22 protein-coding genes and 1 pseudogene are annotated in these 24,898 nt (G+C 61.6%); 15 read left to right on the top strand and 8 right to left on the bottom strand.

Translation table 11 applies throughout. From position 1 onward, the window contains the following. Positions 1 to 108: 108 nt before the first annotated feature. The 6 genes and pseudogenes from ACPQ6D_RS19825 to arr all read left to right on the top strand — a co-directional run. Entirely contained in the window at positions 109 to 594 is a 486-nt protein-coding gene (locus ACPQ6D_RS19825) for a hypothetical protein (RefSeq protein WP_423226088.1), read from the top strand. A gap of 199 nt (positions 595 to 793) precedes the next feature. Beyond that, entirely contained in the window at positions 794 to 1,138 is a 345-nt protein-coding gene (locus tag ACPQ6D_RS19820) for a type II toxin-antitoxin system RelE/ParE family toxin (protein ID WP_423226087.1), read from the top strand. Further along, positions 1,135 to 1,467, top strand: coding sequence for a helix-turn-helix domain-containing protein (locus ACPQ6D_RS19815; RefSeq protein ID WP_423226086.1), 333 nt, complete (start codon positions 1,135 to 1,137; stop codon positions 1,465 to 1,467). The genes ACPQ6D_RS19820 and ACPQ6D_RS19815 overlap by 4 nt, the downstream gene beginning before the upstream one ends. Before the next feature lie 309 nt (positions 1,468 to 1,776). Beyond that, positions 1,777 to 2,019, top strand: coding sequence for an AbrB/MazE/SpoVT family DNA-binding domain-containing protein (locus ACPQ6D_RS19810; protein ID WP_423226085.1), 243 nt, complete (start codon positions 1,777 to 1,779; stop codon positions 2,017 to 2,019). Next, on the top strand, positions 2,013 to 2,360 hold the full coding sequence (gene mazF / locus ACPQ6D_RS19805; protein ID WP_423226084.1) for an endoribonuclease MazF: 348 nt from the start codon (positions 2,013 to 2,015) through the stop codon (positions 2,358 to 2,360). The genes ACPQ6D_RS19810 and mazF overlap by 7 nt, the downstream gene beginning before the upstream one ends. Before the next feature lie 220 nt (positions 2,361 to 2,580). Continuing rightward, a pseudogene (gene arr / locus ACPQ6D_RS19800) lies at positions 2,581 to 2,979 on the top strand (NAD(+)--rifampin ADP-ribosyltransferase); the annotation flags it as partial. Between the two features lie 920 nt (positions 2,980 to 3,899). Here the strand turns inward: arr and ACPQ6D_RS19795 are convergent. The 3 genes from ACPQ6D_RS19795 to ACPQ6D_RS19785 form a co-directional block, all read right to left on the bottom strand. Next, positions 3,900 to 5,021 (bottom strand): hypothetical protein, encoded by a 1,122-nt coding sequence (locus ACPQ6D_RS19795; RefSeq protein WP_423226083.1) that lies wholly within the window; start codon positions 5,019 to 5,021, stop codon positions 3,900 to 3,902. Between the two features lie 140 nt (positions 5,022 to 5,161). After that, the gene (locus tag ACPQ6D_RS19790; protein ID WP_423226082.1) at positions 5,162 to 5,704 is read right to left on the bottom strand and encodes a DUF3090 domain-containing protein; all 543 of its coding nucleotides are present in this window, start codon (positions 5,702 to 5,704) and stop codon (positions 5,162 to 5,164) included. A gap of 51 nt (positions 5,705 to 5,755) precedes the next feature. After that, positions 5,756 to 6,412 (bottom strand): MSMEG_4193 family putative phosphomutase, encoded by a 657-nt coding sequence (locus tag ACPQ6D_RS19785; RefSeq protein ID WP_423226081.1) that lies wholly within the window; start codon positions 6,410 to 6,412, stop codon positions 5,756 to 5,758. A 264-nt stretch (positions 6,413 to 6,676) separates the two neighbouring features. Here ACPQ6D_RS19785 and ACPQ6D_RS19780 point away from each other — a divergent pair, with 264 nt between their 5' ends. The 6 genes from ACPQ6D_RS19780 (at position 6,677) to murJ (ending at position 14,207) form a co-directional block, all read left to right on the top strand. After that, positions 6,677 to 7,075 carry a hypothetical protein gene (locus ACPQ6D_RS19780; protein ID WP_423226080.1) on the top strand — a complete coding sequence of 133 codons (399 nt, stop codon included), beginning with the start codon at positions 6,677 to 6,679 and terminating at the stop codon, positions 7,073 to 7,075. Positions 7,076 to 7,299: 224 nt separating this feature from the next. Next, a complete protein-coding gene (locus ACPQ6D_RS19775; protein WP_423226079.1) occupies positions 7,300 to 7,767 on the top strand; it encodes a CBS domain-containing protein in 468 nt (155 codons plus the stop codon). A gap of 2 nt (positions 7,768 to 7,769) precedes the next feature. After that, positions 7,770 to 8,819 (top strand): hydroxymethylglutaryl-CoA synthase, encoded by a 1,050-nt coding sequence (locus tag ACPQ6D_RS19770; RefSeq protein WP_423226078.1) that lies wholly within the window; start codon positions 7,770 to 7,772, stop codon positions 8,817 to 8,819. A gap of 50 nt (positions 8,820 to 8,869) precedes the next feature. Further along, a complete protein-coding gene (locus tag ACPQ6D_RS19765) occupies positions 8,870 to 10,036 on the top strand; it encodes a thiolase domain-containing protein (RefSeq protein WP_423226077.1) in 1,167 nt (388 codons plus the stop codon). A 274-nt stretch (positions 10,037 to 10,310) separates the two neighbouring features. Next, complete coding sequence (locus ACPQ6D_RS19760; RefSeq protein ID WP_423226076.1) at positions 10,311 to 12,641, top strand: DUF2142 domain-containing protein; 2,331 nt, start codon at positions 10,311 to 10,313, stop codon at positions 12,639 to 12,641. A gap of 18 nt (positions 12,642 to 12,659) precedes the next feature. Beyond that, on the top strand, positions 12,660 to 14,207 hold the full coding sequence (gene murJ, locus ACPQ6D_RS19755) for a murein biosynthesis integral membrane protein MurJ (protein ID WP_423226075.1): 1,548 nt from the start codon (positions 12,660 to 12,662) through the stop codon (positions 14,205 to 14,207). A 25-nt stretch (positions 14,208 to 14,232) separates the two neighbouring features. Here murJ and ACPQ6D_RS19750 read toward each other — a convergent pair whose 3' ends face one another. Further along, complete coding sequence (locus ACPQ6D_RS19750; protein WP_423226074.1) at positions 14,233 to 14,982, bottom strand: Bax inhibitor-1/YccA family protein; 750 nt, start codon at positions 14,980 to 14,982, stop codon at positions 14,233 to 14,235. Between the two features lie 35 nt (positions 14,983 to 15,017). Next, a complete protein-coding gene (locus ACPQ6D_RS19745; RefSeq protein ID WP_423226073.1) occupies positions 15,018 to 15,935 on the bottom strand; it encodes an NAD-dependent epimerase/dehydratase family protein in 918 nt (305 codons plus the stop codon). Positions 15,936 to 16,684: 749 nt separating this feature from the next. On the opposite strand from ACPQ6D_RS19745, the gene ACPQ6D_RS19740 reads away from it, so the two are divergent. Both ACPQ6D_RS19740 and ACPQ6D_RS19735 read left to right on the top strand, forming a co-directional pair. Further along, positions 16,685 to 17,752, top strand: a complete 1,068-nt coding sequence (locus ACPQ6D_RS19740; protein ID WP_423226072.1) for an RHS repeat-associated core domain-containing protein — start codon at positions 16,685 to 16,687, stop codon at positions 17,750 to 17,752. A 4-nt stretch (positions 17,753 to 17,756) separates the two neighbouring features. Continuing rightward, the gene (locus ACPQ6D_RS19735) at positions 17,757 to 18,368 is read left to right on the top strand and encodes a hypothetical protein (RefSeq protein WP_423226071.1); all 612 of its coding nucleotides are present in this window, start codon (positions 17,757 to 17,759) and stop codon (positions 18,366 to 18,368) included. Positions 18,369 to 18,815: 447 nt separating this feature from the next. Here the strand turns inward: ACPQ6D_RS19735 and ACPQ6D_RS19730 are convergent, their stop codons facing one another. Continuing rightward, complete coding sequence (locus tag ACPQ6D_RS19730; RefSeq protein WP_423226070.1) at positions 18,816 to 21,134, bottom strand: glycoside hydrolase family 2 protein; 2,319 nt, start codon at positions 21,132 to 21,134, stop codon at positions 18,816 to 18,818. A 90-nt stretch (positions 21,135 to 21,224) separates the two neighbouring features. On the opposite strand from ACPQ6D_RS19730, the gene ACPQ6D_RS19725 reads away from it, so the two are divergent. Then, positions 21,225 to 22,880 (top strand): B12-binding domain-containing radical SAM protein, encoded by a 1,656-nt coding sequence (locus ACPQ6D_RS19725; RefSeq protein WP_423226069.1) that lies wholly within the window; start codon positions 21,225 to 21,227, stop codon positions 22,878 to 22,880. Here ACPQ6D_RS19725 and ACPQ6D_RS19720 read toward each other — a convergent pair. Together ACPQ6D_RS19720 and ACPQ6D_RS19715 are read right to left on the bottom strand one after the other, a co-directional pair. Next, a complete protein-coding gene (locus ACPQ6D_RS19720) occupies positions 22,857 to 23,864 on the bottom strand; it encodes an HPr kinase/phosphorylase (RefSeq protein ID WP_423226068.1) in 1,008 nt (335 codons plus the stop codon). The genes ACPQ6D_RS19725 and ACPQ6D_RS19720 overlap by 24 nt on opposite strands. A 569-nt stretch (positions 23,865 to 24,433) precedes the next feature. Further along, positions 24,434 to 24,754 carry a PqqD family protein gene (locus ACPQ6D_RS19715; RefSeq protein WP_423226067.1) on the bottom strand — a complete coding sequence of 107 codons (321 nt, stop codon included), beginning with the start codon at positions 24,752 to 24,754 and terminating at the stop codon, positions 24,434 to 24,436. Positions 24,755 to 24,898 lie beyond the last annotated feature (144 nt).

Raw genomic sequence — 24,898 nt, 5'->3', positions numbered from 1 at the left:
ATCTGGCGCCTGCCAGATGCCTGATCTCGCCGACCTCATCACGCAGCGCGCCATCGAACTGTCACTAGGCGCTTCCTGGGAACCAACATAACTGGTTACCCCGGATTATTGAGAAGATACAAAAATCACTCCCAAAAGATAATTGCTTGTCAATCTGAACTCAATATAGAATCTCAAGTAGTTCGTCTTTTCAACGCAGGATTCAAGGGTAACAAGAAATATCCAGAAGCAAGGTTACAAAGACAGATAAATATAACCACTTTAACTGATGTCGGTGAATTCATTGAGAACGAAGTTCTCGAAGCAAGATTTGATAGCGTTTCTTTCACAAATGTATTTATTGCGGCCAGACAATTATTGGAAAGCAGACCGAGGAATGCTAAGATTTTTATAACAAAGATTATTTGGCAGATTGTTCTCTGGACCGAAGAGCAACAAGGCTGGGACGTTGAATGGAAAGTCCTTGTAGGGCCCAAGGTTACCTTGGAGCCTGATAAGATATTTGTAGATTTTACAGAAGTGATACCCTGCAGTGATTGGCTTCAAGAATTTATGAAAGCGACCGAAGGTTATGTAGCTCGTTATAAGAGCTAATCTGCAATGCCGCCCAACACAGCGTGCACCGGACGGCTGGGACTGTGCGCGTTTTTTGGAGATTGGCCTGAACTTTGGCAGCTTCCCGTTTCCGAGCTTTGTTCTCCCCAGCCGCCGGTAACGCGAGCCGTTCGGCGTCCCATGTAACAGTCATCGTCCCCAACTGGACATATCTTCGCAAATATGCTAACATCGCAACATGGACTGGGAAATCCTCTACTACAGCGATGAAGTCCAGGAAACGATCGGCGCTTGGCCGGTGGGCATTCGCGCCTACTATGCCAGGATCACCGAGCGCATGTGCATCTTTGGCCCCAATCTGGGAATGCCGTTTACAGACAGTTTGGGGCAGGGGCTGTTCGAGATTCGAGCGCGGGGCAAGGAGGGCATCGGGCGCGCTTTCTTCTGTACGCTGGTGGAACGCAAAATCCTCATCCTTCACGCCTTCATCAAGAAATCACAGAAGACACCGGCAAGGGAACTGGAAGTCGCCCGCAAACGCCTGGCTGAGGTGCAAAGACGGGGTGGAAAATGGGAGCAATGAAAACACACGATGAAATGCTGCGCGAATGGCGGCAGGATCCGGCGTTTGTCCGTGAATACGACAGTTTGGAGCAAGAGTTTGCGCTGTTCGATGAATTGCTGCGCGCGCGGAAGGAAGCCGGACTAACCCAAGCCGAGGTGGCCGAGATCATGGCGACGCAGCCATCGGTGGTGGCGCGTTTGGAAGCCGGTGGTGGTCGCCGCAAGCACTCGCCTTCGCTGGCGACGTTACAGAAATACGCCGAGGCGGTAGGTTGTCGCCTCGAGATCAAGATGGTGCGGCTTCCGTCACATCGCACAGCAGCCACGGGCACGCGGCCGCGGGTCTAGCCTCTGCGGCTGGTCGCGGCGGTAACCAGGCATAGGTTCGCCGTCATGGGCGGCGGGTCTCGTTTGGCGGGCGCAAGGGCCAGGGTGCGGCCTAACACCACGTCCACCTGACGCCTGCGGCGGGGGGATCGTGGGGCGCGGAAGTTACGGAGGCGCAGCCACAGGTTGAGGGCGGCCGTTAGGCACGCAAATGTGATTTGCGCCGTTCACAACTACATTCCTTCCAGTAGCGCGGTACGCCAACCCAGATTTGACAAACGCGAGAATCCGTCGTATCTTCTATGTAGATACCAAGATAAGGAGGAACGTATGGAAACCCGTGTACAGCGTTGGGGTAACAGCCTGGCCGTGCGAATTCCCAAACCGCTGGCTGATGAAGTCGGTCTGAAAGACAACTCACCCGTCCAGCTTTCCCTGCACGATCGTCAGTTGGTAATCGTACCGGTGCTCAAGCCCGCTTTCAACCTGGAGGCGTTGCTTGCCCAAGTTACGGACAATAACCGCCACGCCGAAGTACTGACCGGCCCAGCGGTTGGGGGTGAAGCGTGGTAGCGCCATCATCCTACGTGCCACGCCGTGGGGATATCGTCTGGCTCACCTTCAATCCACAAGCGGGCCATGAGCAGGCAGGACGCCGCCCCGCGGTGGTCTTATCGCCGCTCTCCTATAATGCCAAAGTCGGTTTGGCGCTCCTGTGTCCGATTACCAGCGCTGTCAAAGGGTATCCGTTCGAGGTCAACCTGCCGCACGGTTTACCCATTAGTGGCGTCATTTTGGCGGATCAAGTCAGGAGTTTGGATTGGCAAGCTCGCGCTGTGGAGTTCATCTGCGCCTTGCCAGACACAGTAACGCAGGAGGTTCTGCAGAAGATCGGCCTGCTGTTGGCCGAGTAGCTCTGGAGCTTGGTCTGTGGATCGTGAGCAGGCCGTTGGCACGGTTCGCCGTTGTGGGCGGCGTGCGTCTTGTTGTGGGCTTGGGACTTGCCTAACACTGGTTGCAGCTGACGGCTGCGCCGGTCGGGCTCGCGCGATTGTAGGTTGGGTGGGCGCAGCCGCAGCTTACACTTTGCCGTTGGGCGCACGAGGGCGCGCACGACCGGCAGAATCGCATGCCATGAGGGGAGTGAGCGACTTGGCAATGCCAGACAATGTGATCTCGGGGCCGTTCTACCACGGCACAAAGGCCGACCTGAAGCCGGGGGATCTGATCAGTCCCGGATACCGCTCCAACTACGGCCACGCCGAACGCACAAGCCCCTGGGTCTACATGACCGCGACCTTGTCCCCTCTGGGGGCCGAACTAGCTCGGGGTGATGGCCCCGGCAGGCTCTACATCGTTGAGCCTACTGGCCCCTTCGTAGACGACCCGGACCTCACCGACAAGAAGTTCCCAGGCAACCCTACCAAGTCTTACCGCTCTCGATACCCACTGCGGGTCGTCGGCGAAGTCACGGATTGGGAGCCGCACGCGCCGGAAGAGATCAAGGCGATGATGGACAGGCAGGACCGCCTGTACGCGCTGCAGGCGCAGCGAATCGCTCGCATCCCCAACGCCTCCGACTTCGACCGGATCCACGCACAGGCCGATGAGCTCGCCCGGGAATGGACGCCCACGCCGGAGTATTTGGGCTGCATGCTTCTGATGCTCATCAGGGGAACGGAGGTGGCGGTCTACTCGGCCATATCGTATCGCTTGGAGGCGCTGGGCGAGACTCGGATCGTCGAGCTTCCGCGCCCGGTTGACGTGCGGCCGGGCTGGCGACGGGGTGACGTGCCGCTTTCAGGTTGGATTACCGATGTCGGCGCATGGCGCGAAGCCTGGGTCGCGGTGATTGAGTCGTGCGTGACCGAGATTGGCTTGAGCCTGGAGACACGAATCTGGATCGCGGGCGACGCAGATCACGACACGCTGAGGTTCCGTGTGGACGCCGACGGGCCTGAGCGGTCGTGGCAGCGAAACCTGCAACTCGTGCGCGGCGTGCTCACCGATACCGAACACGGCGAGATCTGGGACTTCGAGACGGGCCAGTGATGTCTCTGATGGACGACGCGAGCTGCGCGAGGCGTCTCGGGTGCATTTCAATTTGGGAGCGTAGCCCGCAACTTTCAACGCAAAGACGCCACGACGGTGGGGCGCAAAAACAAAACACATAGCGCCTTGCACCTCGGCGCCCTTGCGTTAGGGGTGCATTTCAATTTCGGGGCGTAGCTCCCGGCGCTTTGGCTGCTGCCAAAGTCGCCATGGTAAGCTTCGCAGGGGTTGCAGCGATCGTTCGGCTGAGACCTCGGCGAGCTCGGTCGAGCCGCTCACGACGAAGCCTCAATCGCCCGACCCGCCCCCATTCTGAAATGCACGTCCTGTCGAACGGCCGCAGGCGACCTTGCCAGGACCAAACAAAAAACCGGACTCTTGACGAGTCCGGTTTTTTTCGTTCAGGCAGCCAGGGCAGCTGCCGGGACGTTGAGCATCGCCTGCGGCTGGGTGAACAAGAAGTGATCGTGATAATAGTGCATCCAGAGGAACGAGAGCACTGAGATATAGTACGAGCGGTCGAACGCCGCGCTGACCGACATGTTCACACCAAAGCGCAGAATGGCAAAGATGACTGCGCCGATAAGAACGGTGCCGACAGTAAAGCCGACCATGAGCAGATAGTAAGAGCGCGCCGCGCCGGGTCGTGAGATGCGCTCGACCACGGGCAGGGCGTGCATTTCACCCTTCTCTTCACGGATACGGTTGATGTACCAGGTCAACGCCAGGTACTGGAACGAATGCCAGGTATTCATGCCCTGGAAAGCCGTGTCCAAATTGCCCAGGGACGGCACAATGAACGAGGTGATGGCTGTCACCACGATGAAGACCGTCTTGGGGACGTGCAGGCTGCCGTTACGGTATTCGATGATCGTCTTGATGATGAATAAGATGAAGGCCGCGCCGAATACCCCGGCGGCCAGGTAGAAAAACAAGGGCTGTTTGAGAAATTCGGGAATGGATTTGCCCAAGTCGTTGGTGCCGATCAGCAGATCGCGGCTGATCGTCAGGCGGTAGGCCGCAATGGGGTAAAGGCTGGTCAAGACGACGGCATAGTCAATCGCCCGCGACGGTAACGAGAGGCTGCTCTTGCGCTTCTTGTCATAGACCTCGAGAATGTAGACGATCTGGTGCAGCACGTGGATCGAAGCCCAAAAGAAGAAGACCGTGAGCAGCAATTCTAGATTGAGCAGCGCCAGCGAGATGACGATCAAGGGAATGGCGACGGTTGAACGGGTAAAGGCGGGCCATTTCGTCACGAAGTCGCGGTCCATCATCGTGCGCGTGAAGGTGCAGTACATGTGCGGTCCGCCCACCGCCAGCGCCACAAGGCCGTTGATCAGATTGCGGGTCAGATCAACGTTCAGCCCGAGCGAGTTCAGCCCCAGCCAGGCCAGGTAGGGGAAGGGAACCAAGATCACGCTGAGGGTAATGAATGTCAGGTCCCAGCGCTGGCTCCGCAGCCACAGGCCGGCGTCTGCAGTCAAAGCCGGCCGGTTCATTCTCATTGCCGATGTTGCCATAAATCCTCCTCTGCCAGATAAGATAAGTGTCTCAAGGCGACGTAATGATTTACCACTTTCATCTTGTTGAACGGGGCTCGCAACACCTGGGCCTTCATCAGAACCTCAGGGCCAACAGCGAGGCCGCAGCCGCGTCGCGCTTACTGAAGCAGCGACGTACTGTGTCCATTACTCGGAGGGCAGAAATGGCCGCGTGGGTCAATCGGTTGGCCGCACAACGGACAGGTGGGGCGACCCGCCGCAACCAACGCCAGGGCATACTCGCTAAAATCTCGCATCATTTCCCGCCCGGCCACGAAGCGCGCCAGGGCCGCTTGACTGCTCACCTCAGGGTCCTCAACCACTAACTCCTGGGCAATGATGATCATCAACTGGCGTTCTTCGTCATAGCCCAGCCCAATCTGCCCGATCACAAACGCGGGGTAAATCGGTTCTTCCAAGGCCATACGCGGATTGTTGATATTGACGAGATCGGTGCGCAGTTGGGGGAGAACATCGCCCAACTGTTCGAGCAGCTGCGAAATACCGATCGCAAGCGCCTGCACCTGTTGTTTTTCGATTTTCAACGTCACTAAGCGCAGCCCGGTGCGCGCCTGCAAGTAAAACTCACGCTGGCCCGGCCGGCCAACGGCGCCGACGGTGATGCGAGACACGGGGTCAAAATCGTAATCAAACTGCGGCATACCTGGTTCCTTTATTTACGCGGTTGTATTTGGATTTGTATTGCGGCACGTTCACGTGTTGGGCGCGGCTGTCTCCGAGGTTTCCTCAGCCTTAGGCTCGATCTTTGGCTCGACCACGAGATCCGACAGCGTCCCCGTGTCATTGAATCGCTCCAGACGCGCGATGCCGGGCGGCGAGAAGCGCAGCACACTGACCGCCGCCGGGCTGATGACAAGCCGTTGAAATAGATCGAGATGCAAGCCGATGTAGTGGGCGACGACGGCCTTGAGCATGTCAGCGTGCGACACGGCCATAATCATATCATCAGGATGCTTTCTGCGCAAGCGTTCCAGGGCGCCGACAATGCGGGCCTGCGCCTCGCTTAGGCTTTCGCCCTCGGGGAAACGCGCCAGGCTGGGCGCCATCATCAGCAGCGGCCACAGATCGGTTTCGCGCATCTCCTTCAGCGGCTTGCCTGTCCACTGCCCATACTGCACTTCGCCCAGGTCTGGCTCAATCTCCACCGGCAGGTTCAACCGCTCCGCCAGGGGCGCGGCCGTCTCCCATGCTCGCTCCAGCGGGCTGCTGTAGATCGCTTTGATTGGCATGGGCGCCAGGCGTTCCGCCAACGCGAACGCTTGCTGCTGGCCGGCTTCGTTCAGATGTACGCCAGGCGTCCACCCGGCCAGGCGCTCACCAACCCAATCGTTGGTGGCGTGTCGAACCAAAAGAAGGGTCGTCAATCGGTTGCTCACAAGAAAGAGTGTGCAATCCCGCGAGTTGCTTTCGACGGGTGTGCAATCCCGCGGGTTGCGTTCGAATGGAGCGTATTGTACGCTCGGATGCGCATTTGTCAATGCCCCGTATCCCGCGGATTGCGTTCGAATCGTGGGCATTGTACACGGGGATGCGCATTTGTCAATGCCCCGCCTTGCGCGCCTGTTCAATTTGATTTAGAATCCAGGTAACTTCAGCCTGTTCGAGGGATTGCCATGACAATCTTACCGGTTCATCGCATTTGCCCGCGCTGCCAGGCCTCCAATGCGTCCGAAGCAACGATATGTCGCGCCTGCGGGGCCAATATCAACGAACGGCTGGCCGTGACCCGCGCCGCCGCCATCACCCTGCCCGCGATTACGCGGCGCGAGGTGGGGACGACCGTGGCTGTGGCCGCGGCGGCGGTGGCCCTGCGCATTGGCCGGCGCCTGGTGGCAGCCTGGTGGGCCAAGCGCAGCGCGCGGACTGCGCCCAGTTCCGAGGTCGTTCCGTTCACCGCGCAGAGCGCACCCGCTTTCAGGGTGATCCGCAAGACGTGGTGGCACGTCAGCGGAAGCGACGGCCGCAGCCAGTGGGGCAGCCAGCAGGACACATGGGACATCGAGCCTCAGTGAGCTGGCCGCGACATCAAAATAGAGCTGCAAGCGCGGAGCGGGCGGCTCAACCGCCCAAATGGGTGGGTAGGCCTAACCGCGCACGAGTCAACGCGCTACCCATTCGACCCCCATCAAAACCGCCCATTCGCCGTTGACTTTTATGGCGCAATGCGTTATAGTAATACTCAGGTAGGACCAACTGCCTGTCCAACTCTCGATCTGATGCCATGAGGGAGGGAACTGTGACTATTCGATCTATTATGACGACCAATGTGTTTACCGTTCATGAACGAGCGCCGCTCACCGATGTGGCGCGCGCCATTGTAGACCATCACCTCAGTGGTCTACCCGTTGTCAACGACAACGGCGAGATGATCGGTATCATCTCGGAAAAGGATGTGTTGCGCGAGATGCATCCGCTCTTCCAGCATCTCCTGGACTCGCCGACGCCCAGCCTGGCTCATTCGGCCAAGGATGAGGGCTTCGCCGACATTAGCAACATCAAGGCCGGTGATGTGATGACCCATCATGTGCAGACGGTCACGCCGGACACCCCGCTGTTGGAGGCTGCCGGTCTGATGGTTCTCTGGCACATTCGCCGCTTGCCCGTGGTGGAGGGCGGCAAATTGGTGGGGATTGTCAGCCAGGGCGATGTCTATCAGTCCATTTTCAAGGTGCATCTGCACATGCAGAGCGATACGCAGGATTAGTTATGCTCAAACCCAACCGCGATGTGGGTCTCATCAGTCATGGCGCCTACGTGCCGCGTTACCGCCTGGCCGGCGAAGAGATCGCGCGCGTCTGGCGAGGGAAAGACGCCGGCTGGCCTGTCAAGCAGAAGGCAGTGGCTGGCATGGACGAAGACACCGCCACGATGTCTATCGAGGCCGCGCGCAACGCGCTCTGGCGCGCCGGGATTGACCCCAAAGAACTGAAAGCGCTCTGGGTAGGCAGTGAATCTCATCCCTATGCCATCAAACCGACCAGCACGATTGTGGCCGAATTTCTTGGCGCACTGCCTGACACGCAAGCGGCCGATTGGGAATTTGGCGGCAAAGCCGGCACGGAGGCCTTACAGGCGTGCATCGCCCTGGTTGGCTCTGGCATGGCCAACTATGCGATGTGCGTTGGCATGGACGCCGCACAAGGACGCCCCGGCGACGCCCTGGAGTATACCACGGCCGCGGGCGGCGCCGCGCTCATCGTTGGGCCGGCCGAGGAGAGCATCGCGCTCTTCGAAGGGTCGCTCTCCTACGTCACCAACAGCATGGACATCTGGCGCCGCGCCGGCGCGCACTATTACAGCAATGCCTTGCGCTCCACCGGCTCCGAAGCCTACACAGACCATGTCAAAGCAGCGGCCAGCGCGCTCCTGAGCGAATTGGGACGCACGGCGGCCGACTACCAGCATGTGATCTTCCATCAACCAGACAACAAAATCCCGCGGCGCGTGGCCGAAGCCCTCGGCTTTTCGTATGAGCAGTACGCGGCCGGCTTCGTGGTGGAAGACATTGGCAGCACCCATGCCGGCTCGGCCTTGCTCGGTTTGAGCGCGGTCCTGGATGTCGCCAAACCAGGCGATCGCATCTTGATGGTGTCGTTTGGCGCGGGCGCGGGCAGTGATGCGTTCTCGCTGGTCGTCACCGATCGCATCTATGAGCAGCGCTTCGCCGCGCCTTGCGTCAGCGACTATATCAAACGGCGCCGGGATATTGACTACGCAACCTATGCCAGGTTCCAGGGCAAGTTTCAGTTGAACTAGGAGGCTGCCTGAAGAAACCCCCAGGGATTCAGGGCAGCACGGAGATTACCATGCGCGATGTGTACATCATCGGCGTCGGCCAAACGGAAGTCGGGCGCCACAACGATCTCAGCCTGCGGGCGCTGGCCGCGCGCGCGGTCAAAGCGGCTCTGCAGGACGCCGGGGCCGATTCGGTGCAGGGCCTCTATGTCGGGAACATGCTGTCTGGCGTCCTCCTGAACCAACAGCACCTGGGCGCGCTGATCGCAGATGCAGCCGGCCTGCGCGGCATTGATGCTGCGACCGCAGAGGCAGCTTGCGGTTCCGGCGGGGCCGCCATGCGTTGGGGCGTTATGGCCGTCGGCAGTGGTCAACATGACATGGTGGCGGTATGCGGCGTCGAAAAGCTAACCGCCACCGATCCGCGAATCACGACGCGTGGCCTGGCGATGGCGGCCGACTATGAAAACGAAGCCTCCCATGGCGTGAGCTTTGTGGCCCTCAACGCGATGATCATGCGCCGCTACTTGCACGATTACCACCTGATCTCAGAGGACCTGGCCTATTTCCCGATCAACGCCCATCACAACGGCGCGCGTAATCCCAACGCCATGTTCCAGAAAGCCGTGGACATGCGCACCTACCGCCGCTCTCCCGTGGTGGCAGATCCGATTCGCGTACTTGACGCGTCGCCGATCTGCGACGGCGCCGCGGCGTTGATTCTCTGCTCGGCAGATCGCATCGAGGAAATCAAAGCCAGCGGCCGACCGTTCGTGCGCGTGATGGCCTCGGCCAATGCAACCGACTCCGTCGCTATTCATGATCGCTATACCCCCATGTTCTTGCAGGCTTCCTACCTCTCCAGTCGCCAGGCCTACGAACAGGCCGGCATCACACCCCAGGAGATCAATTTCTTCGAGGCGCACGACGCCTTCAGCGTGATGGCAGCCCTGTCGCTGGAAGCGTGTGGTTTTGCCGGGCCGGGCAAAGCCCACGAGATGGCGCAGGAGGGCGAAATCACGATCGAGGGCCGCCTGCCCATGTCGACCATGGGCGGGCTTAAGGCGCGCGGCCACCCCGTGGGCGCCACGGGCGTCTACCAGGTGGTGGAAGCCTACCTGCAGTTGACGGGCCGCGCCGGCGCCAACCAGGTGCAAAACGCGCGCATCGGCATGACGCAGAATATCGGCGGCAGCGGCGCGACGATTGCCACCCATATTCTTGAACGCCTGAACTAAACGCGCGTCCCACCGTCTGCTGCGCACGACCGCGTTCCCTTCCCATGCGGGCGGCAGTTACTCCACGGAGTAGCTGCCGCCCTTTTTCATGCCAACGCACCGGGAATTCCGAACTTGTTCGGGGTGATTTCAGGTTAATCCTCACACAAAGCCACAAAGCCGCCAAGCTGTCAAGCTGTCAAGAGCTTCTTTATTCTTTGTGCTTCCCATCCCCTGTGCTACAATCGCTTGCATCGTCACCATTCGGTAAGACTCTGGAACGGTAGGCAGCTGCTTGCAACGACATTCTTGGCTTCCCCAGCATCGTTTCTACACATTGGCCGCGCTTATGGTGGTCCTGGCGCACATTCTGCTGGGTCTCTTGTACAGCATCGTGACGCCGCCCTGGGAAGCGCACGACGAATGGGCGCACTACCGCTATGCCGAATTCGTGGCGCAGGAGCGCCGCCTGCCGCCGCCCGATCAACGTCTCACCACCGCCTACCGCTACGATGAGGCTTCGCAGCCGCCGCTCTACTACCTGATTACCGCCCTTCCGCTCCTTTTCGTACCGCCGGATACGCGTCCCCCCGCACCCAATCCCTTCGCCGAGGCCGCCGAAGGCGTCAATTTCGCCGTGCATGATCCGGCAGTGGAGTCTTTTCCCTGGCGCGGACGTATCCTCGGCCTGCACCTGGCGCGCTGGCTCAACTTGCTCCTGAGCACCCTCGGCTTGTGGCCCACCTTTGCGCTGGCGCGTTGGCTCTTCCCCCCCCGGCGTGAAGTGGCCCTGGGCGCGCTGGCGATCCAGGCTCTTTCCCCGCAAGCAATCTTCATGGGCAGCACCGTCACCAACGACGGACTGGTCGCCGCGCTCAGCGGCCTCGCGCTGTACCACGGACTGCGGGTGGCCCTTGGTCCGTGGCAGCTGCGTCATGCCATCTGGCTCGCCGTCGCCACAGCCCTCGCTCTGTTGACCAAATACACCGCGCTGCCGCTGATTCCCTTCGCCGTGCTGTGCCTGCTCGTCGCCCTGCTGCGCGCCGTGCGCCGCTCCGAAACGCGCGTGCGCGCGCTGGCCGGCAGCCTGGCGGCGCTCGGCGGCATGGTGGGCCTGAGCGGCTGGTGGTTTGCGCGCAGTCAGGCGACCACGGGCTACTGGGCGACCCGCGATCAAGAGACATTGTGGTGGCTGCGGCAGGATTTTTGGCAAACCCCGGCGCGCTTCGTCACCGAGCCGGCCTGGAGTCTGCTGCCGGCGGCGCTGAACTACGGTTTTCAAACCTACTGGGCTTCCTTTGGCTGGGGCAATGTGGGCGCGCCGCGCTGGGTCTACACCCTGTTTGCCGTGCTGACGCTGGGCGGTCTGGCTGGCGCGGTCTGGTATCGGCTGCGTCCGCGCCGTGAGTCCGCCTTCCACGCGCCGCGCGGCGCGTTCACCCTGCTGGCTCTCTTCATCCTGCTCATCGTGGCGCTGCCATTGTATCGTGAACTGCTCAATGCACGCTTTCTGCTGCGCGGACGCTACATCCTGCCGACGCTGCCCGCGGTCAGTGCACTGCTGGCGGCCGGCTGGCTGGCGTGGCCGCGCGTGCGCGCGGCGAGACGCCTGTGGGTAATCCTCAGCGCCGGCCTGGTCGTGCTCGCAGTCTATCTGGCCCTGGGAGTGATCCGTCCGGCCTATGCGCGTCCCGCAGCCGTGGACCTCAGCGTCCTGCCGGCCTATGCCAATCCCCTGGCCGCCCGTTTCATGCGCGCGGCTGGCGGCCCCCTGGCCGAAATCGTGGCCTACGATACCTGGCCGGACAGCCCGCGGCCCGGCGAGGGCCTGGCCGTCACCTTGTGGTGGCGGGTGCTGGGGCAAACGCAGCGCAATCTGACCCTGGATGTGCAGCTGCTCGATCCGTCCGGCGCGGTGATTACTGAGCGCAGCCGTTTTCCTGGCGCAGGCAATTTTGCCACCAGCCTCTGGCGCCCAGGCGATACCTTTCAGGAGATCGTCTGGCTGACCCTACCCGTGTCTATGACCGTCCCCGCGCGCGGGGAGATCAAGGTTGGGCTGACCGACATCGCCGGCAGTCTGCCAGTGCAAGACGGACAAGGCGCCGCCATTGGCGACGCGGTGCAGTTCGGCCGTATTCCCCTGCGCGGCCCGCTGCCAGCCGGCCCAATACCCAGCGCGCCGCCCGTGGCAGAATTTGGCGGGTTGGTGGCGCTGAATGGGATTCGGCTGCAAAACGTCCCGGACGCGCATCCGCGCGCCGTGGATGTACAGCTTGAATGGAGAGCGCTGCAGTCAGCCGGCCGGCCCTATGTCGCGTTCATCCATCTCCTCGATGACAACGGCCGCCAGGTCTGGGGTGATGACAAAGTGCCCGGCGTGGATCGCTATCCGCTCGACCTGTGGGCCAGCGGCGAAACGATCACCGAGACGCGGCGGTTGAACCTGCCTGACGATTTGCCCGGCGGTTCTTACACCCTTGCGCTCGGACTCTATGATCCTACGGACGGCGTGCGGCTGCCCGCAGCCGCCCAGGGCAGCCCGGCGCCAGACAACCGCGTGCCTGTGGCAACCTTCGAACTGCCGGCCTGGCATCGGCAGTTCATACCAGAGATCTGGCGTTAGCTCGAATCGGGACGCAGCATGACATCATCCGCGCAGCCAACAACCAACCGAAATAACATCGCGCGCGCCGCGGCCCTGGTGATGGGTTTCTTCATCCTCAGCCGCGCCCTGGGCCTCCTGCGCGAAGTCGTCATTGGCGCGCAGTTTGGCACCAGCGCCGAACTCGACGCCTACCTGGCCGCCTTCCGCGTGCCAGACCTGCTCTTCCAGTTGGTGGCTGGGGGCGCGCTCGGATCGGCCTTCATCCCCGCGTTCACCGGTCGTCTGGTGCACGGCGACCGCGCCGCGGCCTGGCGCCTGGCCAGCGCCGTCGCAAACCTGATGGTCCTGGTTCTCACCATCGTCGCCGTGCTCGCTGCCATCAGCGCACCCTGGTTGGTGCGTCACCTGCTCGCCCCTGGCTTCAGTGTGAGTCAACAGGCGCTGACCGTTGGCCTGATGCGCCTGATGCTCATTTCCACCATCATCTTTGGAGTCAGCGGCCTGGTGATGGGCGCGCTCAATGCCATGCAGCATTTCCTGGCGCCGGCCGCGGCGCCGGTCATCTACAACCTGGCCATTATCGGCGGAGCCTCACTGCTGGGCAAAACCCTGGGCGTGCGCGGCCTGGCGATCGGCGTGTTGGTGGGCGCGGTCGGCCATCTGCTCGTGCAAACGCCCGCTCTCATCCGCCGCGGGGCTCGCTACACGCCCGTGCTTGATGTGCGCGACGCGGCGGTGCGCGAGATCGGCCGCCTGATGGCGCCGCGCGTGTTGGGCCTGGCGGCCGTGCAGCTCAACTTTTGGGTGAATACCATCCTGGCGTCGGGCCTGCCCGAAGGACGCCTGGCCGCGCTCAACTACGGTTGGCTGATCATGCTCTTGCCGCAGGGTATTTTTGCGCAGGCCGTGGCGACCGTGGCCTTTCCAACGTTCGCCGCGCAGGTGGCCCATCAGAACCTGCCGGCGCTGCGCCGCACCTTTACCACCTCGCTGCGCACGATCCTCTTCTTCACCCTGCCCGCGGCGATCGGGCTGATCTTGTTGGCGCGCCCGTTGATCACGGTGCTCCTGCAGCGCAACGCCTTCACGGCCGATTCCACCGCGCTGGTAGCGACGGCGCTGCAGCTGTATGCGCTGGGGCTGGTGGGTCACTCCGTTGTCGAGATCGCCGCGCGCGCGTTCTACGCGCTGCACGATACGGCCACGCCGGTGGTCGTGGGCGGCGGCGCGATGCTCCTGAACATCGTGCTCAGTCTGCTTCTGCTCGGCCCGCTGCAGCACGGCGGCCTGGCCCTGGCCAACAGCATCGCGACGACGTTGGAGATGATCGCGCTGCTGTGGCTGCTGCGCAAACGGATGGGTGGTCTGGAGGCAGGAACGCTGGCGTCATCGCTCTGGCGCACCGGCCTGGCCAGCCTGGCGCTGGGGATCATCGTCTGGGGATGGCAGCAGGCGCCGGGGGTGTCCGGCGCCTGGCTGAAAGTGCTGTTCTGCCTGCCGTTGGGCGCAGGCGTTTATCTCGCCGTGGCCTGGCTGACGCAGGCCGAAGAGCTACAGGCCCTGCGTCACCTCCTGCGCCGCTGAGCCGCCTGACGCGCAGGGCGCATCCTCAGTTACGGCTGCGCAGCTTGCTCAACAAATTGAGAATTTCCAGGTACAACCAAACGAGCGTGACCAGAAGGCCGAAAGCGCCGTACCATTCCATGAACTTCGGCGCGCCCTGGTTTACCCCTTGCTCGATGAAGTCAAAGTCCAGCACCAGGTTGAGGGACGCGATGACGACGACGACCAGGCTGAAGCCAATGCCGATCAGGCCGCTCTCATGGATGTACGGGATGCGCACGCCGAAGAAACTGAGCACGAACGAAGTCAGATACAACAGGAAAATCCCACCCGTGGCTGCGCTGACGCCCAGCTTGAAGTTTTCAGAGGGGCGGATGCGCAGAATGGTGTACGCGCCCAGCAGCGCCAGCATGATGGCAAAGGTCAACCCAACGGCCTGGACGACGATGCCGGGATAGACCAATTCCAGCAAGGCAGAGAGCGCGCCCAGCAAGATGCCTTCGAGCAGCGCGTAGAGCGGCGTGGTGAAAGGCGCCCAGCTCTTCTTGAAGATGGTCACCACGGCCATCAGCAGGCCGCCGATCAAGCCGCCGTAGATCCACGGCGTGATCGGCGCGGACGAGCCGCCTGTCTGCGCCAGGCCAGAGACGCGTGTCCACATCCAGGCTGCAGCGGCGGCGCAGATCAGAAGCAGAATCAGCGTCTTCTGCACAACGCCCGGCAGGGTCATCACCTCGGTCGCGGGGCCGAGGCCAACAAAGGTTTTCTCGCCTAGAGTCGGATTTGAACTACGCATAGAGACCTCCCATCACCATGACGTGCATCTTGCCATCAGCGAAAGCTGTCTGCGGTCAGGCGCAGGCCATCGCGCAGGCTGACCAATGGCTCCCAACCGAGAGCCTGGCGCGCCAGGCTGGCGTCCAGGTACGTGCGCTGGACTTCGCCGAGTTTCGGGGGGCCGTAATGGGGCGGCAGGCTGTAGCCGGTGGCCGCTTTCAATTCGGCAAAAACGGCATTGACGCTGCTGCCCACGCCGCTGCCCAAATTGTAGATGCCGCTGCCGGGCGCTTGCAGGGCGAGCAAGTTGCCGCGCGCGATGTCGCCGACATAAACAAAATCGCGCACCTGCTCGCCATCGCCGTTGATGGTGACGCCGCGGCCGGCCAGCATAGCCCCGGTGAAGATGGCAATGACGCCGGCTTCGCCAAGCGGGTCCTGACGGGGGCCGTAGACGTTAGGGTAACGCAGCACGGTGTAGTACAGCCCGTAGTTGTGCTGATACAGATAGAGATAGTGCTCTACCGCATGTTTGCTGGCGCCATAGGGATCCAGCGGGTTGATCGGGTGATCTTCTGTGACCGGCAGGAACTGGGGTTCGCCATAGCAGGCGCCGCCGGTCGAAGCGTAGATGATACGCTGGCAGCCGTGGCGGCGGGCCGCCTCCAACAGGTTGATAGAACCGATGACGTTGACCGTGGCATACCTGACTGGTTCAACCACCGACTCGCGCACGTTCACCAGGGCGGCCTGGTGTGACACTGCGTGCGGCCGGTGTTCGGCGAAGACGCGCTGCAAGGCCGCTTCATCCAAGAGGTCGAGCTGGTAAAACGCAGCGACCTGGGGATTCAGGTTGGTGCGCTTGCCCGTGCTGAGGTTATCCACCACGATCACGTCGTGGCCGGCCGCAACCATCACATCGGTGACATGGGAGCCGATGAAACCGGCGCCCCCCGTAACCAAAATACGCATGAAAAACTGTTCCCTTCTCAAAATGCTGCGCCCGCGGGCGCAGTGGTGTCGCCAGGACAGGGTACAGCAAAGCCCGCAGAATGTCAAGGCGTCGGCGTTCGGGGCAGGCGGGCGATTGAGGCTTCGTCGTGAGCGGCTCGACCGCACGGTTCGACAGGCTCACCGCACGGGGCCTGAGCTTGTCGAAGGCCGCGGCAACAGCTGTCAAGCCCAAACAGGCGTGGGCTTGGGCCAGAAACTGAAATGCGCCTGCTAGAAGATGCAAGCCCCTCCGAGGCTTTCAGGCCCGATAGGGCCTTCCACCTTGTAGCCCGATCCGTTCACGGTCGGGCGGCGTTGGTTACGCGCACGCCATCCAGCCAGCAACCCCGCCGGAGGCCAAAGGCCATCCGGCTACGAGGCGCAAGCCCCTCCGGGGCTGCGTCCCCAATCTGAAATGCACCCGCGTTCGGAGTAGTCGGGCGATTGAAATCGCGGCAACAGCTGTCAAGCCCAAACCGGCGTGGGCTTGGGCCTGCCTGGAACATTCCGCCAGTTGAAAGTCGAAAAGTCGAAAAACTGCCTCTTGACAAACCGATGCCGCGGTGTTATACATGAGCCAGAGATCGTCCCGTCTCCCGGCTTTGCGACCCGGCGGGCAGTTTGCACAGCCCGCGCAAGTCCTCCCTGGCCTGAGACATCCTTTGGCAGTCAGGAAACCTCCCTGACCCCGTCCTGTTCCGTTCGCTGCATGAAAGGAGTCTGTTGTCATGACCCGTTGGCCTTCCTCATCGTTCCATCGCTCTTCAGGGCGCCTTCCTATCCCGCGGCTGGCGGCGCGCCCGCGGCTGGTCGTCCATCTGCTGGTTGTCTGCAGCCTGCTGACCTCAGCGGCTCGACTGAGACTTCGGCGAGCTCAGTCGAGCCGCTCGCCGAAGTCGCTGCGCCGCTTCACCGGGCAGGTGCTGGACGATGCGGCGGGCGGGTTGTATTTCTACAACGCGAGATACTACGACCCGGCGCTGGGGCGGTTCATCCAGGCGGATACGATCGTGCCGCAGCCGGTGAATCCGCAGAGTCTGAATCGGTACAGCTATGCGGCCAATAATCCTCTGCGCTACGTGGATCCTTCGGGTCACCGAGAATGTGAAGACGATAATGACTGCCAGATCCCCAAACGACCGCCGCGAAGGCGCGTCTTCCCCGATCGCGATCTCACGCAGTTTGCCGTGGCCCAGGCGCAATTCATGGCCCAGAGCCCGGTGACGGGCTGGTTGGCCTTCGAAAATGCGCATTCCGCGCAAAATGGCAGCCCGATGTTCAAAATAAGCGCCTATTTGACTTTTCAGGGTTTGGTGGGTGACGGCAAACGCTGGGATCTCAAAGATGAGATGCTCTCTCAACTAGGTAGCAGCTTCCTGCTCTGTTCTGCGTCTATCTGCTACTGGTTCGAATACTCTGTGCTCGGCAACATCCTGTGCGGCTATGTGGGTACGCAGGCTGGTTTCTCGGAAGGTGAGCTTCGATTGGGCGCGGGCTACGCCGAAGCGCGTGATCCAGAGAACAGCGCCAAACGTAACTGGCCCGCCATTCACCCGATTGCCTATTTGCCGGCCGAGCGCCGCGACTTCTATTACGATGATCCCTATGATTATGCCGCCGTCAGCATGGGCATTGAACTAAGCAGGCGCCATGGCAGCAATGTCACCTTGCAGGCGTTTCAGGCGTTGGTGGCAGAATACCATGATTTGTTGGCGCTCGGGGCGCCGAGCTATGGCCTAGTAGAGGGTTCTGGCGAACCCTATCGCGCTGGTCACTTCGACAACAGGCCGAGGTGACACCATGAACACACAGAAGTTGCGTTTCGTGGCTGTGTTGCTTGCGACGTGCCTTGTTGTGGCTGCCTTGAGCGTTGCCTGCACGTCCAACACCCCCGTGCCAAGACGACCGTTTGCCACTGACTCTTTGTTGATGGATGCTACGCTATTCCCTCCTGGCTGGAGCAACAGGCCCATCATCCCGACCGCAGACTCACACGGCGCTGTGGAGCATCTATTACGAGACATGAATGGAAGAGGCACAATAGTCCACGAGATCTATCGTTACGAATTCGTACGTGACGCGCAGCGGGAATATAAGCGCCAACTGGACGTGTGGTATCCAGGTGGTGCGCAGTATTATGGCGACTGGGAGGAAAGGCTCGAATTGACAAGGCGGCTGAATACTGCAGACGAGGCCTATGTAGCCTGTGCAAAGTACATTGCACCCATTACGGAAGGTACCAGTCGTTGCGGCATACTAGCCCGTTATGATGAGTTCGTTGTACGATTTTCTGCCCAAATTGCGCCATCGGCGGCGCCAATGCTTGACGAGGATGATTTGGGCGAGTTGTTGTCCAAGCTCGACGATCGGTGGGAAGCGGCGATGGCATCATCTGCGACACCATCCCCATGACATTCTGGGGTTGATACACTGTGTGAATGGGATGATGCATGTAGGCCGCCAGGCTTCCGAAGTCTTGAAGACTTCGGAAGTCTCAGCGGCATGAGCACGACGATCACCAAGCACTACCAGGCTGGCGGCCAGCGGGTGGCGCTGCGGGTCAACGGCGTGGTGCGCTGGCTGGCGACCGATCACCCTTCGGCAAGCGTTCGACTGAGACCTCGGCGAGCCTTCGGCGTGAGCGCTCAGTCGAACGCTCGGTCGAGCCGCTCACGCCGAAGGCTCAGGGCAGGCCTGGGCACCACGTCGGGCGGACTCTTGCCACGAATGGCGCGAATTGCCACGAAGGTAAGAGTTCGATTCGTGAGAATTCGTGAAATTCGTGGCAGAGAAAGCGGTCAACGAGACTGGCGCACGCGTCGCGGGTTCGACAGGTTCAGAGGTCATGGAAGGCTTGCGCTAACGCAGCGCCAGGCGGGCCAGCCAGCGACGGATGCGTGCCCCCCAGGGCATCGAGGGCAGGTCTACCAGGCCCAGGTCGTACTCGTTGCTGGCGAGAAGCCTATTCGCCTGCCGCAGTTCCAGGCGCAGTTGCGCTGGTCCGCCGCCCAGAGGCGCCGTCAACGCGCCGACCGGCTGGCCGGCATCCGCAGGCACAGCCGCGCAACCTTCTGCCAACAGCCGGCCGTTCAACCAGGCCAGCCAGGTCAGGCTGGTCAACGGGGCCGTCGTATCGTTGACAACCCAGACCGCGCCGCTGATGGCTGGAGGTAAGGCGCCGACCGGCAGCTCATAGGCCAGGCAAATCAGCGCCGGCTGCAGGATGCGCTGCAGCCGAGCGTAGGCCAGCTTGGGGCGGCCATAAAAATCAATCACGCTCCAGGCCACGGCCGGCCACGGCTCGTTGAACTGCCAGAAGGCAAATCCGCCGCACGTGGCTTTGCGGCGCCGGAAATGCTCGATCGCAACCTGCAAGCCGGCCGCTTGCGCCCTCTGCGTCGCGCTCATCAATGCAGCCAGATCATGCGCAGGCGAGGGGATCAAGGCGGCATAATGCTGCAATTTACTCGCTTCCGCGTGATGCCAACGCCAGGCCGGCCCCTCAGGCCACGGCTGCGCGGCCGGCATGATTTTCGCCAGCGTTTCCGCGGCTGGCAGCGCGCTCAAGCCAAATTCACTGCAAAACGGCGCCTGCGATCGCTGGTAGGCGCGCAGAGGCGCGCGACCGTGCCAGACAGCCCATTCATGGACATCACCTTGCGCAGGCGAAACGGGCAGAAAAGGCCGCGTGCCGTCCTCCGCGGTCACGGCGCGGGCCAGGCGGCTTACCAAATGGCGGTTGCGCGCCGCGCTGAATTCGTTGCCGCCGCACCAGGTGACAAGGCTCGGATGATGGCGCAGCGTCCGCACGACAGCCTGGGCTTCTGCCTCTACCTGGTCGAGCCAGGCAGGATCGTGCGCATACTCGGCCAGGAAAAGGCAGGCAAACGGAAATTCCTGCCAGACCAGCAAGCCCAGCTCATCGCACAGATCGTAGAAAGCCGCCTTTTCGCGCAGGCCGCCGCCCCACACGCGCAGCAGATTGACGCCCGCGGCGCGCGCAGCCGTCAACAGGCGTTGGTAATCGGCCAGCCGCAAACGGCCGGGCAGGGCATCCGCGGGCGTCCAATTGGCGCCGCGCACAAACAAGGGCTTGCCGTTGATCTGCAAGCGCCAGGCCGGCGTGCCCGGACCGGCCACAGGCGTCCAGGCCGCCAGGCGCTGTCCAAAGCGCAGGCGGCGCTGATCGAGCGGCGCGCCGCTGGCCGCGTCGCGCAGCGTCACCTCAAGCCAATACAGATGGGGGAATCCGCGTTCCCAGGGCTGCCAGGACGCCAGGTGCAAAGCTGGCAGCGGCAATCTTAGGGTCTGTAACCCAGGGCGTAGGCTCAGCGAGACGGAGTGCGCCCATGCCTGGCCGGCAAAATTGGCCGGCCGCACGCTTACCTCCGCTTGCGCCAAGACGCCGGCGGCCGCATCCACGGTCATCTCGAACGACCAGACGCGGCCGCCCGCGGCCAGTTGCGGCGGCCTGAGATTCTCAATCGCGGCCGGGCCGCTGACGGTCAGGGCGACGTCGTCCCAGATGCCCACGGTACGCAGGCGCGGGGCAAAGTCCCAACCGAATTGCATCGGCGCCTTGAGGTGATAAAGGCGCTCCGGAATCGGGCCTAGCGCGGCGGCCGCGCCGCTCAGTCTCTCCAGCGCCAAGAGCAAGCGCTGGCGCCGGCTGAAGACCGGGCGCGGCCAGCCGGCCGGGCCGGTCAAACGCACGGCCAGATCAAGAGGCGCGCCGGGCTGGGCAAAGCGAGTCAGCTCGATGCGGTGGGAGGCAAACATACCGGCGCTGCGCAAAACGCACTGCTGATTGACGTACACCGCGGCGTAGGTATCCAGGCCGTGAAAGGTGACAAAGGCGCGCTGCGCAGGCCCCAGGTCAAGGGGCGGCGTTGTGCGATACCACCAGTCGCAGTCATCCACCCAGGCGCAGGCGCGCAGGTTCTCGCCCACGAACGGATCAGGGATCAGCCCGTGCGCCAGCAGATCGCTGTGCACCTGCCCCGGGACCGTGGCCAATCTCCAAGCGCGGACAGCCGATTGATCGGACACGGCCGGCCCCGGCCACGGCTGTGAGGAAACCGAGCCAAAATACCAGTCCGCGTGCAGAAACTGCTCGGCCTCATGCGCTCGCATCCGCGCGTCAAGGGCTTCAGGGTTCAGTCCATGATCAGGATCCATAGGAAAACAGCATGACCTCTCGAAATTGCTTGACGCCAGGCAAGCCGTATGTTAGAATCTTCTCCTTGATTCAACCGTGGAGGACGAACGATGTATCCGATTGCACCTAGCGGCGCCAAGCTGCTGTTGATTAGCCCGCCGGACTATCAAAACCGCGAGTGGCGCGGCACGCAGCCGTTGGGCATTGCCTACCTGGCCGGTTATCTTCGTCAGCACGGCGAGCGCGCCGATCTGCTGGATGGCAACTGGGGGGATCATCCGCGCTCAATGGAAGAAATCATCGCCTATGCCCTGGATGGCGAGTACGAAACCGTAGGCCTTTCGCTGCTCACGGCCACCATTCCCACCGCCCTCGATATTTCACGGCGTCTCAAAGCCGAGCGGCCGCAGATGCAAATCATCTGGGGCGGCTATCACCCCACCTTCGCCCCGTACGAATCGCTGAACGACTTCCCCGTCGTGGATGTGGTGGTGCGCGGGGAGGGGGAAGTAACCCTGCTGGAACTGCTGCAGGCGCAGCGTGACGGGCGATCCCTGGCGGAGGTGGCAGGATTAGGCTATCGCGAGGGCAAGCGCATCAAGTTGACGCCCGCGCGCGCGCTGCTGCAAAATCTGGACGAGATTCCGTTTCCGGCGCGTGATTTGCTGCCGCCGGTTGGCAGCTATCCCGGCTTCATGGATCCGATAGACCAAAAGCCGCGCATCAAGGCGTCACTGATCAGCAGTCGCGGCTGCCCGTTCCACTGTCATTTTTGCAGCATCATCACCTTCTACGCGGCGTCTCCAGGCAAAAGCTGGCGCGGGCGCAGCGTGGCGAATGTGGTGGATGAGATGGAGCAGCTGGCGCGTCAGGACGGCGCGAGTCATTTTGAATTTCAGGATGACAACTTCTTTGTGCAGCCCAAGCGCGCGCTCGAAATTGCTGAAACGCTGCGCGCACGCGACGTGGATTTCACCTTCGCGTTTCTCACCCGCGCGGATCAGATCGTCAAGGGCGAAAAGTATTTTCCAGCCTTTCGCCAGGCCGGTCTCCGTTACGTAGGCGCCGGTCTGGAGAGCGGCAGCCAGGGCAGCCTGGATCGTCTGAACAAAGAAACGACCGTCGAAGAAAACAGCCGCGCCCTGCACATCCTGTGGGGCAATGACCTGGCGGCGCAGGTGGACTTCATCATGTTCGAGCCAAACACCACAGTCGAAGACTTGGAGCAAAACCTGGAATTCATCGAAAGCCACGGTCTGTTTGGCTACTTCCCGCCGATCATTCTCTCCACACTGGCGTTGTTTCCCGGCACGCGCTCGCGCGAAGAAGCCGAAGCTGCGGGCATTGCCTTTGGCAGCGTCCACGAATCGCTGCCCTATCACTTCCAAAACCACGACGCCGCGCAGGTCAAACTGCTGCTCGATCAGAGCATGGCCACCTTCGGCGCAGCCTGGTACGAATTGGTGATTGATCTGCAGGACGAATTGGCGCGACGCGAGGCCGAGCTTGAACGGGCCAACGGCCACACGGCACAGTGGCTGCCGCTGGTGCGTGAGTTGAAACTCGAGTACAGCGGCCTGGCCAGCCTTCCCTATCTGCTCCTCAAACGCCTTCTGCGCGAGGGACGTCATTCTGGTTTCGAGTCGCTTCAGGCGGCGTCGCTCATCCAACCGACGCGGCGCGAGTTCGAGTCTGCGCAGGCGCGCGTGGCCAGCCTGCGTGAACGCCTGGCAGTCCTGGCTTCAAGCCAGGCGACTGGCAATTAGCGGCGGCACGCTGACCACATCCGGCGGCAGGTGCAAACGCACGCAGCGCGCTTGCCGCACCAACTGCGCCAGCAGGTCAAGATGGGCGGCCGCGGCTTGCGCTTGCTGCACGTCCACACTCAGCGGCAGCGCCTCGCTCAAGACCGCACGTCCCGCCAAAGGCTCAAACGACCCATCGCATGGCCCATGTAGTGAAGGAACCACGAGCAACCGCACGGGCGTCTGCGACGTCACGGAACCGGGGTAAACTTCGGGCAAGAAAATAGTGGCCTTGCCATTGTCTGCGCGCTCGTTGGCGAAGGGAGCTAATTCAGGGAAAAAGGCGACTGTGCGCGGCGTGACGTGCATGGTGTTGAGGGTTGCCACGGCCATGATCTCACCGTTGGGCGCCCGCGTAAGCAGGGTGGCGTCATCGGACACGAATTGAAAACCGGCGCGCACGCATTGCAGCATCGTGGTGGTTTTACCCGCGCCCGAAGGACCGGTAATGAGGATGCCCTGGCCTTGCCACGAAAGGGCCGCCGCATGCAGCAAAAAGAAGCCATGTGGGCGCAGCGCCTGGTAGAGGGTCGTGAACAGCAGACCGCTGAAGAACGCGGCCGGCATCTGCATTGGCTGGCGGACAAAGCCGACCGCGCGCCCATTGCGCAGATCAAGGCCAACCACCGCCAACCCCTGGCCGTAATGTGAAAAGAGATAATTCTCTGCGCGCCATTCGCGAAAGTCGCCGGCCTGCGGAGCGTCGGGCCACGGAAACGGCGGCGCATCCGCAGGCGCCTCGACCAGCGTCAACATGATGGCCGGAGCTGATGCAGACGGTTGGCAAAGATGCGACAACGGGCGCAGCAGGCGCTCGTGCAAGGCCACGGGATGGCCGGCCAGCCCGACATCCACATCCGCTACGCGCAAACCGGTCCAAGGCAGGTTTCCCGGCGATGAGGCCATCTGCTGCAGCGTGGAAAAGAAATGGTCGGCGTCTACCATGAAGTTATCGTCATTCGTACCTTACCGGCTTGTCGGGTTAGGGTGATAGAGGAAGATCGGAAACAAGACAAACGAACAGGGCAGTTAAGCAACAGCCAACTGCCCTGTTCGTCGAAAAGAAAAAGTCGTGACTTGGCGAAGCCCCGTTGCACGCACTCTCGTTCTAAAAGTCACCTCAAAGTCGAGTTCACCTGTCAGCGGCTCGGCGTTCAAGGTGCACAAACGAATGTGGTAACGTTCCCAGCAGGCGAAGGGTCGGGCATTGACTACCGACTGTACGCGTAGCCGGCTGCGCCGCGATTGAAAAACCGCAACGCCTCCACCTTGAGTTTCCCGAGGATTACTGACCAGGAAGGGCGTTAGGGAAGTTCAGAGGCGGTGGGGTCGTCGCCAATGTAACCTTCTGCAGCCGCTGATGCTTGATCAGCTTCGGGGCCTCATAAGTCATCTTAGGATTCATGTTGATTCCTCCTTGCGCTCACGCAATGCGCTGATGTTGGAAGTACGTTTCAAGACGACACCCACGCAGTGTCGCCGTTAGGTAATCTCAGCCCGCCACAAACCCTTCGCTAGCTGGAGAGTGGGGCTTCGCCAAGCACCACAAGGTTTTCGTTTTCCATGTCGGAAACCAGCTTGCTCAGGTCTGCACGGGCCTGCGTTTCACTGATATCGTAACGCTCTAAAATAGAGGCTACTATATCCTTAAGGGAATGTGCTCCGTCTGCCATCTCCCACACGAGGGTGCCGATCGGATTCAGGCTATATTGGTCACCGGTTTTGAAGTCCACAATTATCGCTTCGCCATCAATGACTCGCGAGATCAGTCGTTCTTCGCGGCGGTGAATGTATAATCCATCGTTCAATCGGGTCACCGGGTATCCTTCACTCATGATCGTGTCTTTGAAAACAGATGAGGATGGCCAAACGGGGTCAACTTGGGCCGATTATAGCATAGCCCCTTCCGGCTTGTCAAGCGCCGACTTGGCCCGTCCAAACCGACAGGCGAATCAATATACCAATTCAGGCGCGCGATT

Origin of the sequence: Candidatus Amarolinea aalborgensis (genome assembly GCF_900491745.1) — a bacterium.
In the GTDB taxonomy this organism is placed as follows: domain Bacteria; phylum Chloroflexota; class Anaerolineae; order SSC4; family Amarolineaceae; genus Amarolinea; species Amarolinea aalborgensis.
This window is presented reverse-complemented; position numbering and strand designations above follow the sequence as displayed.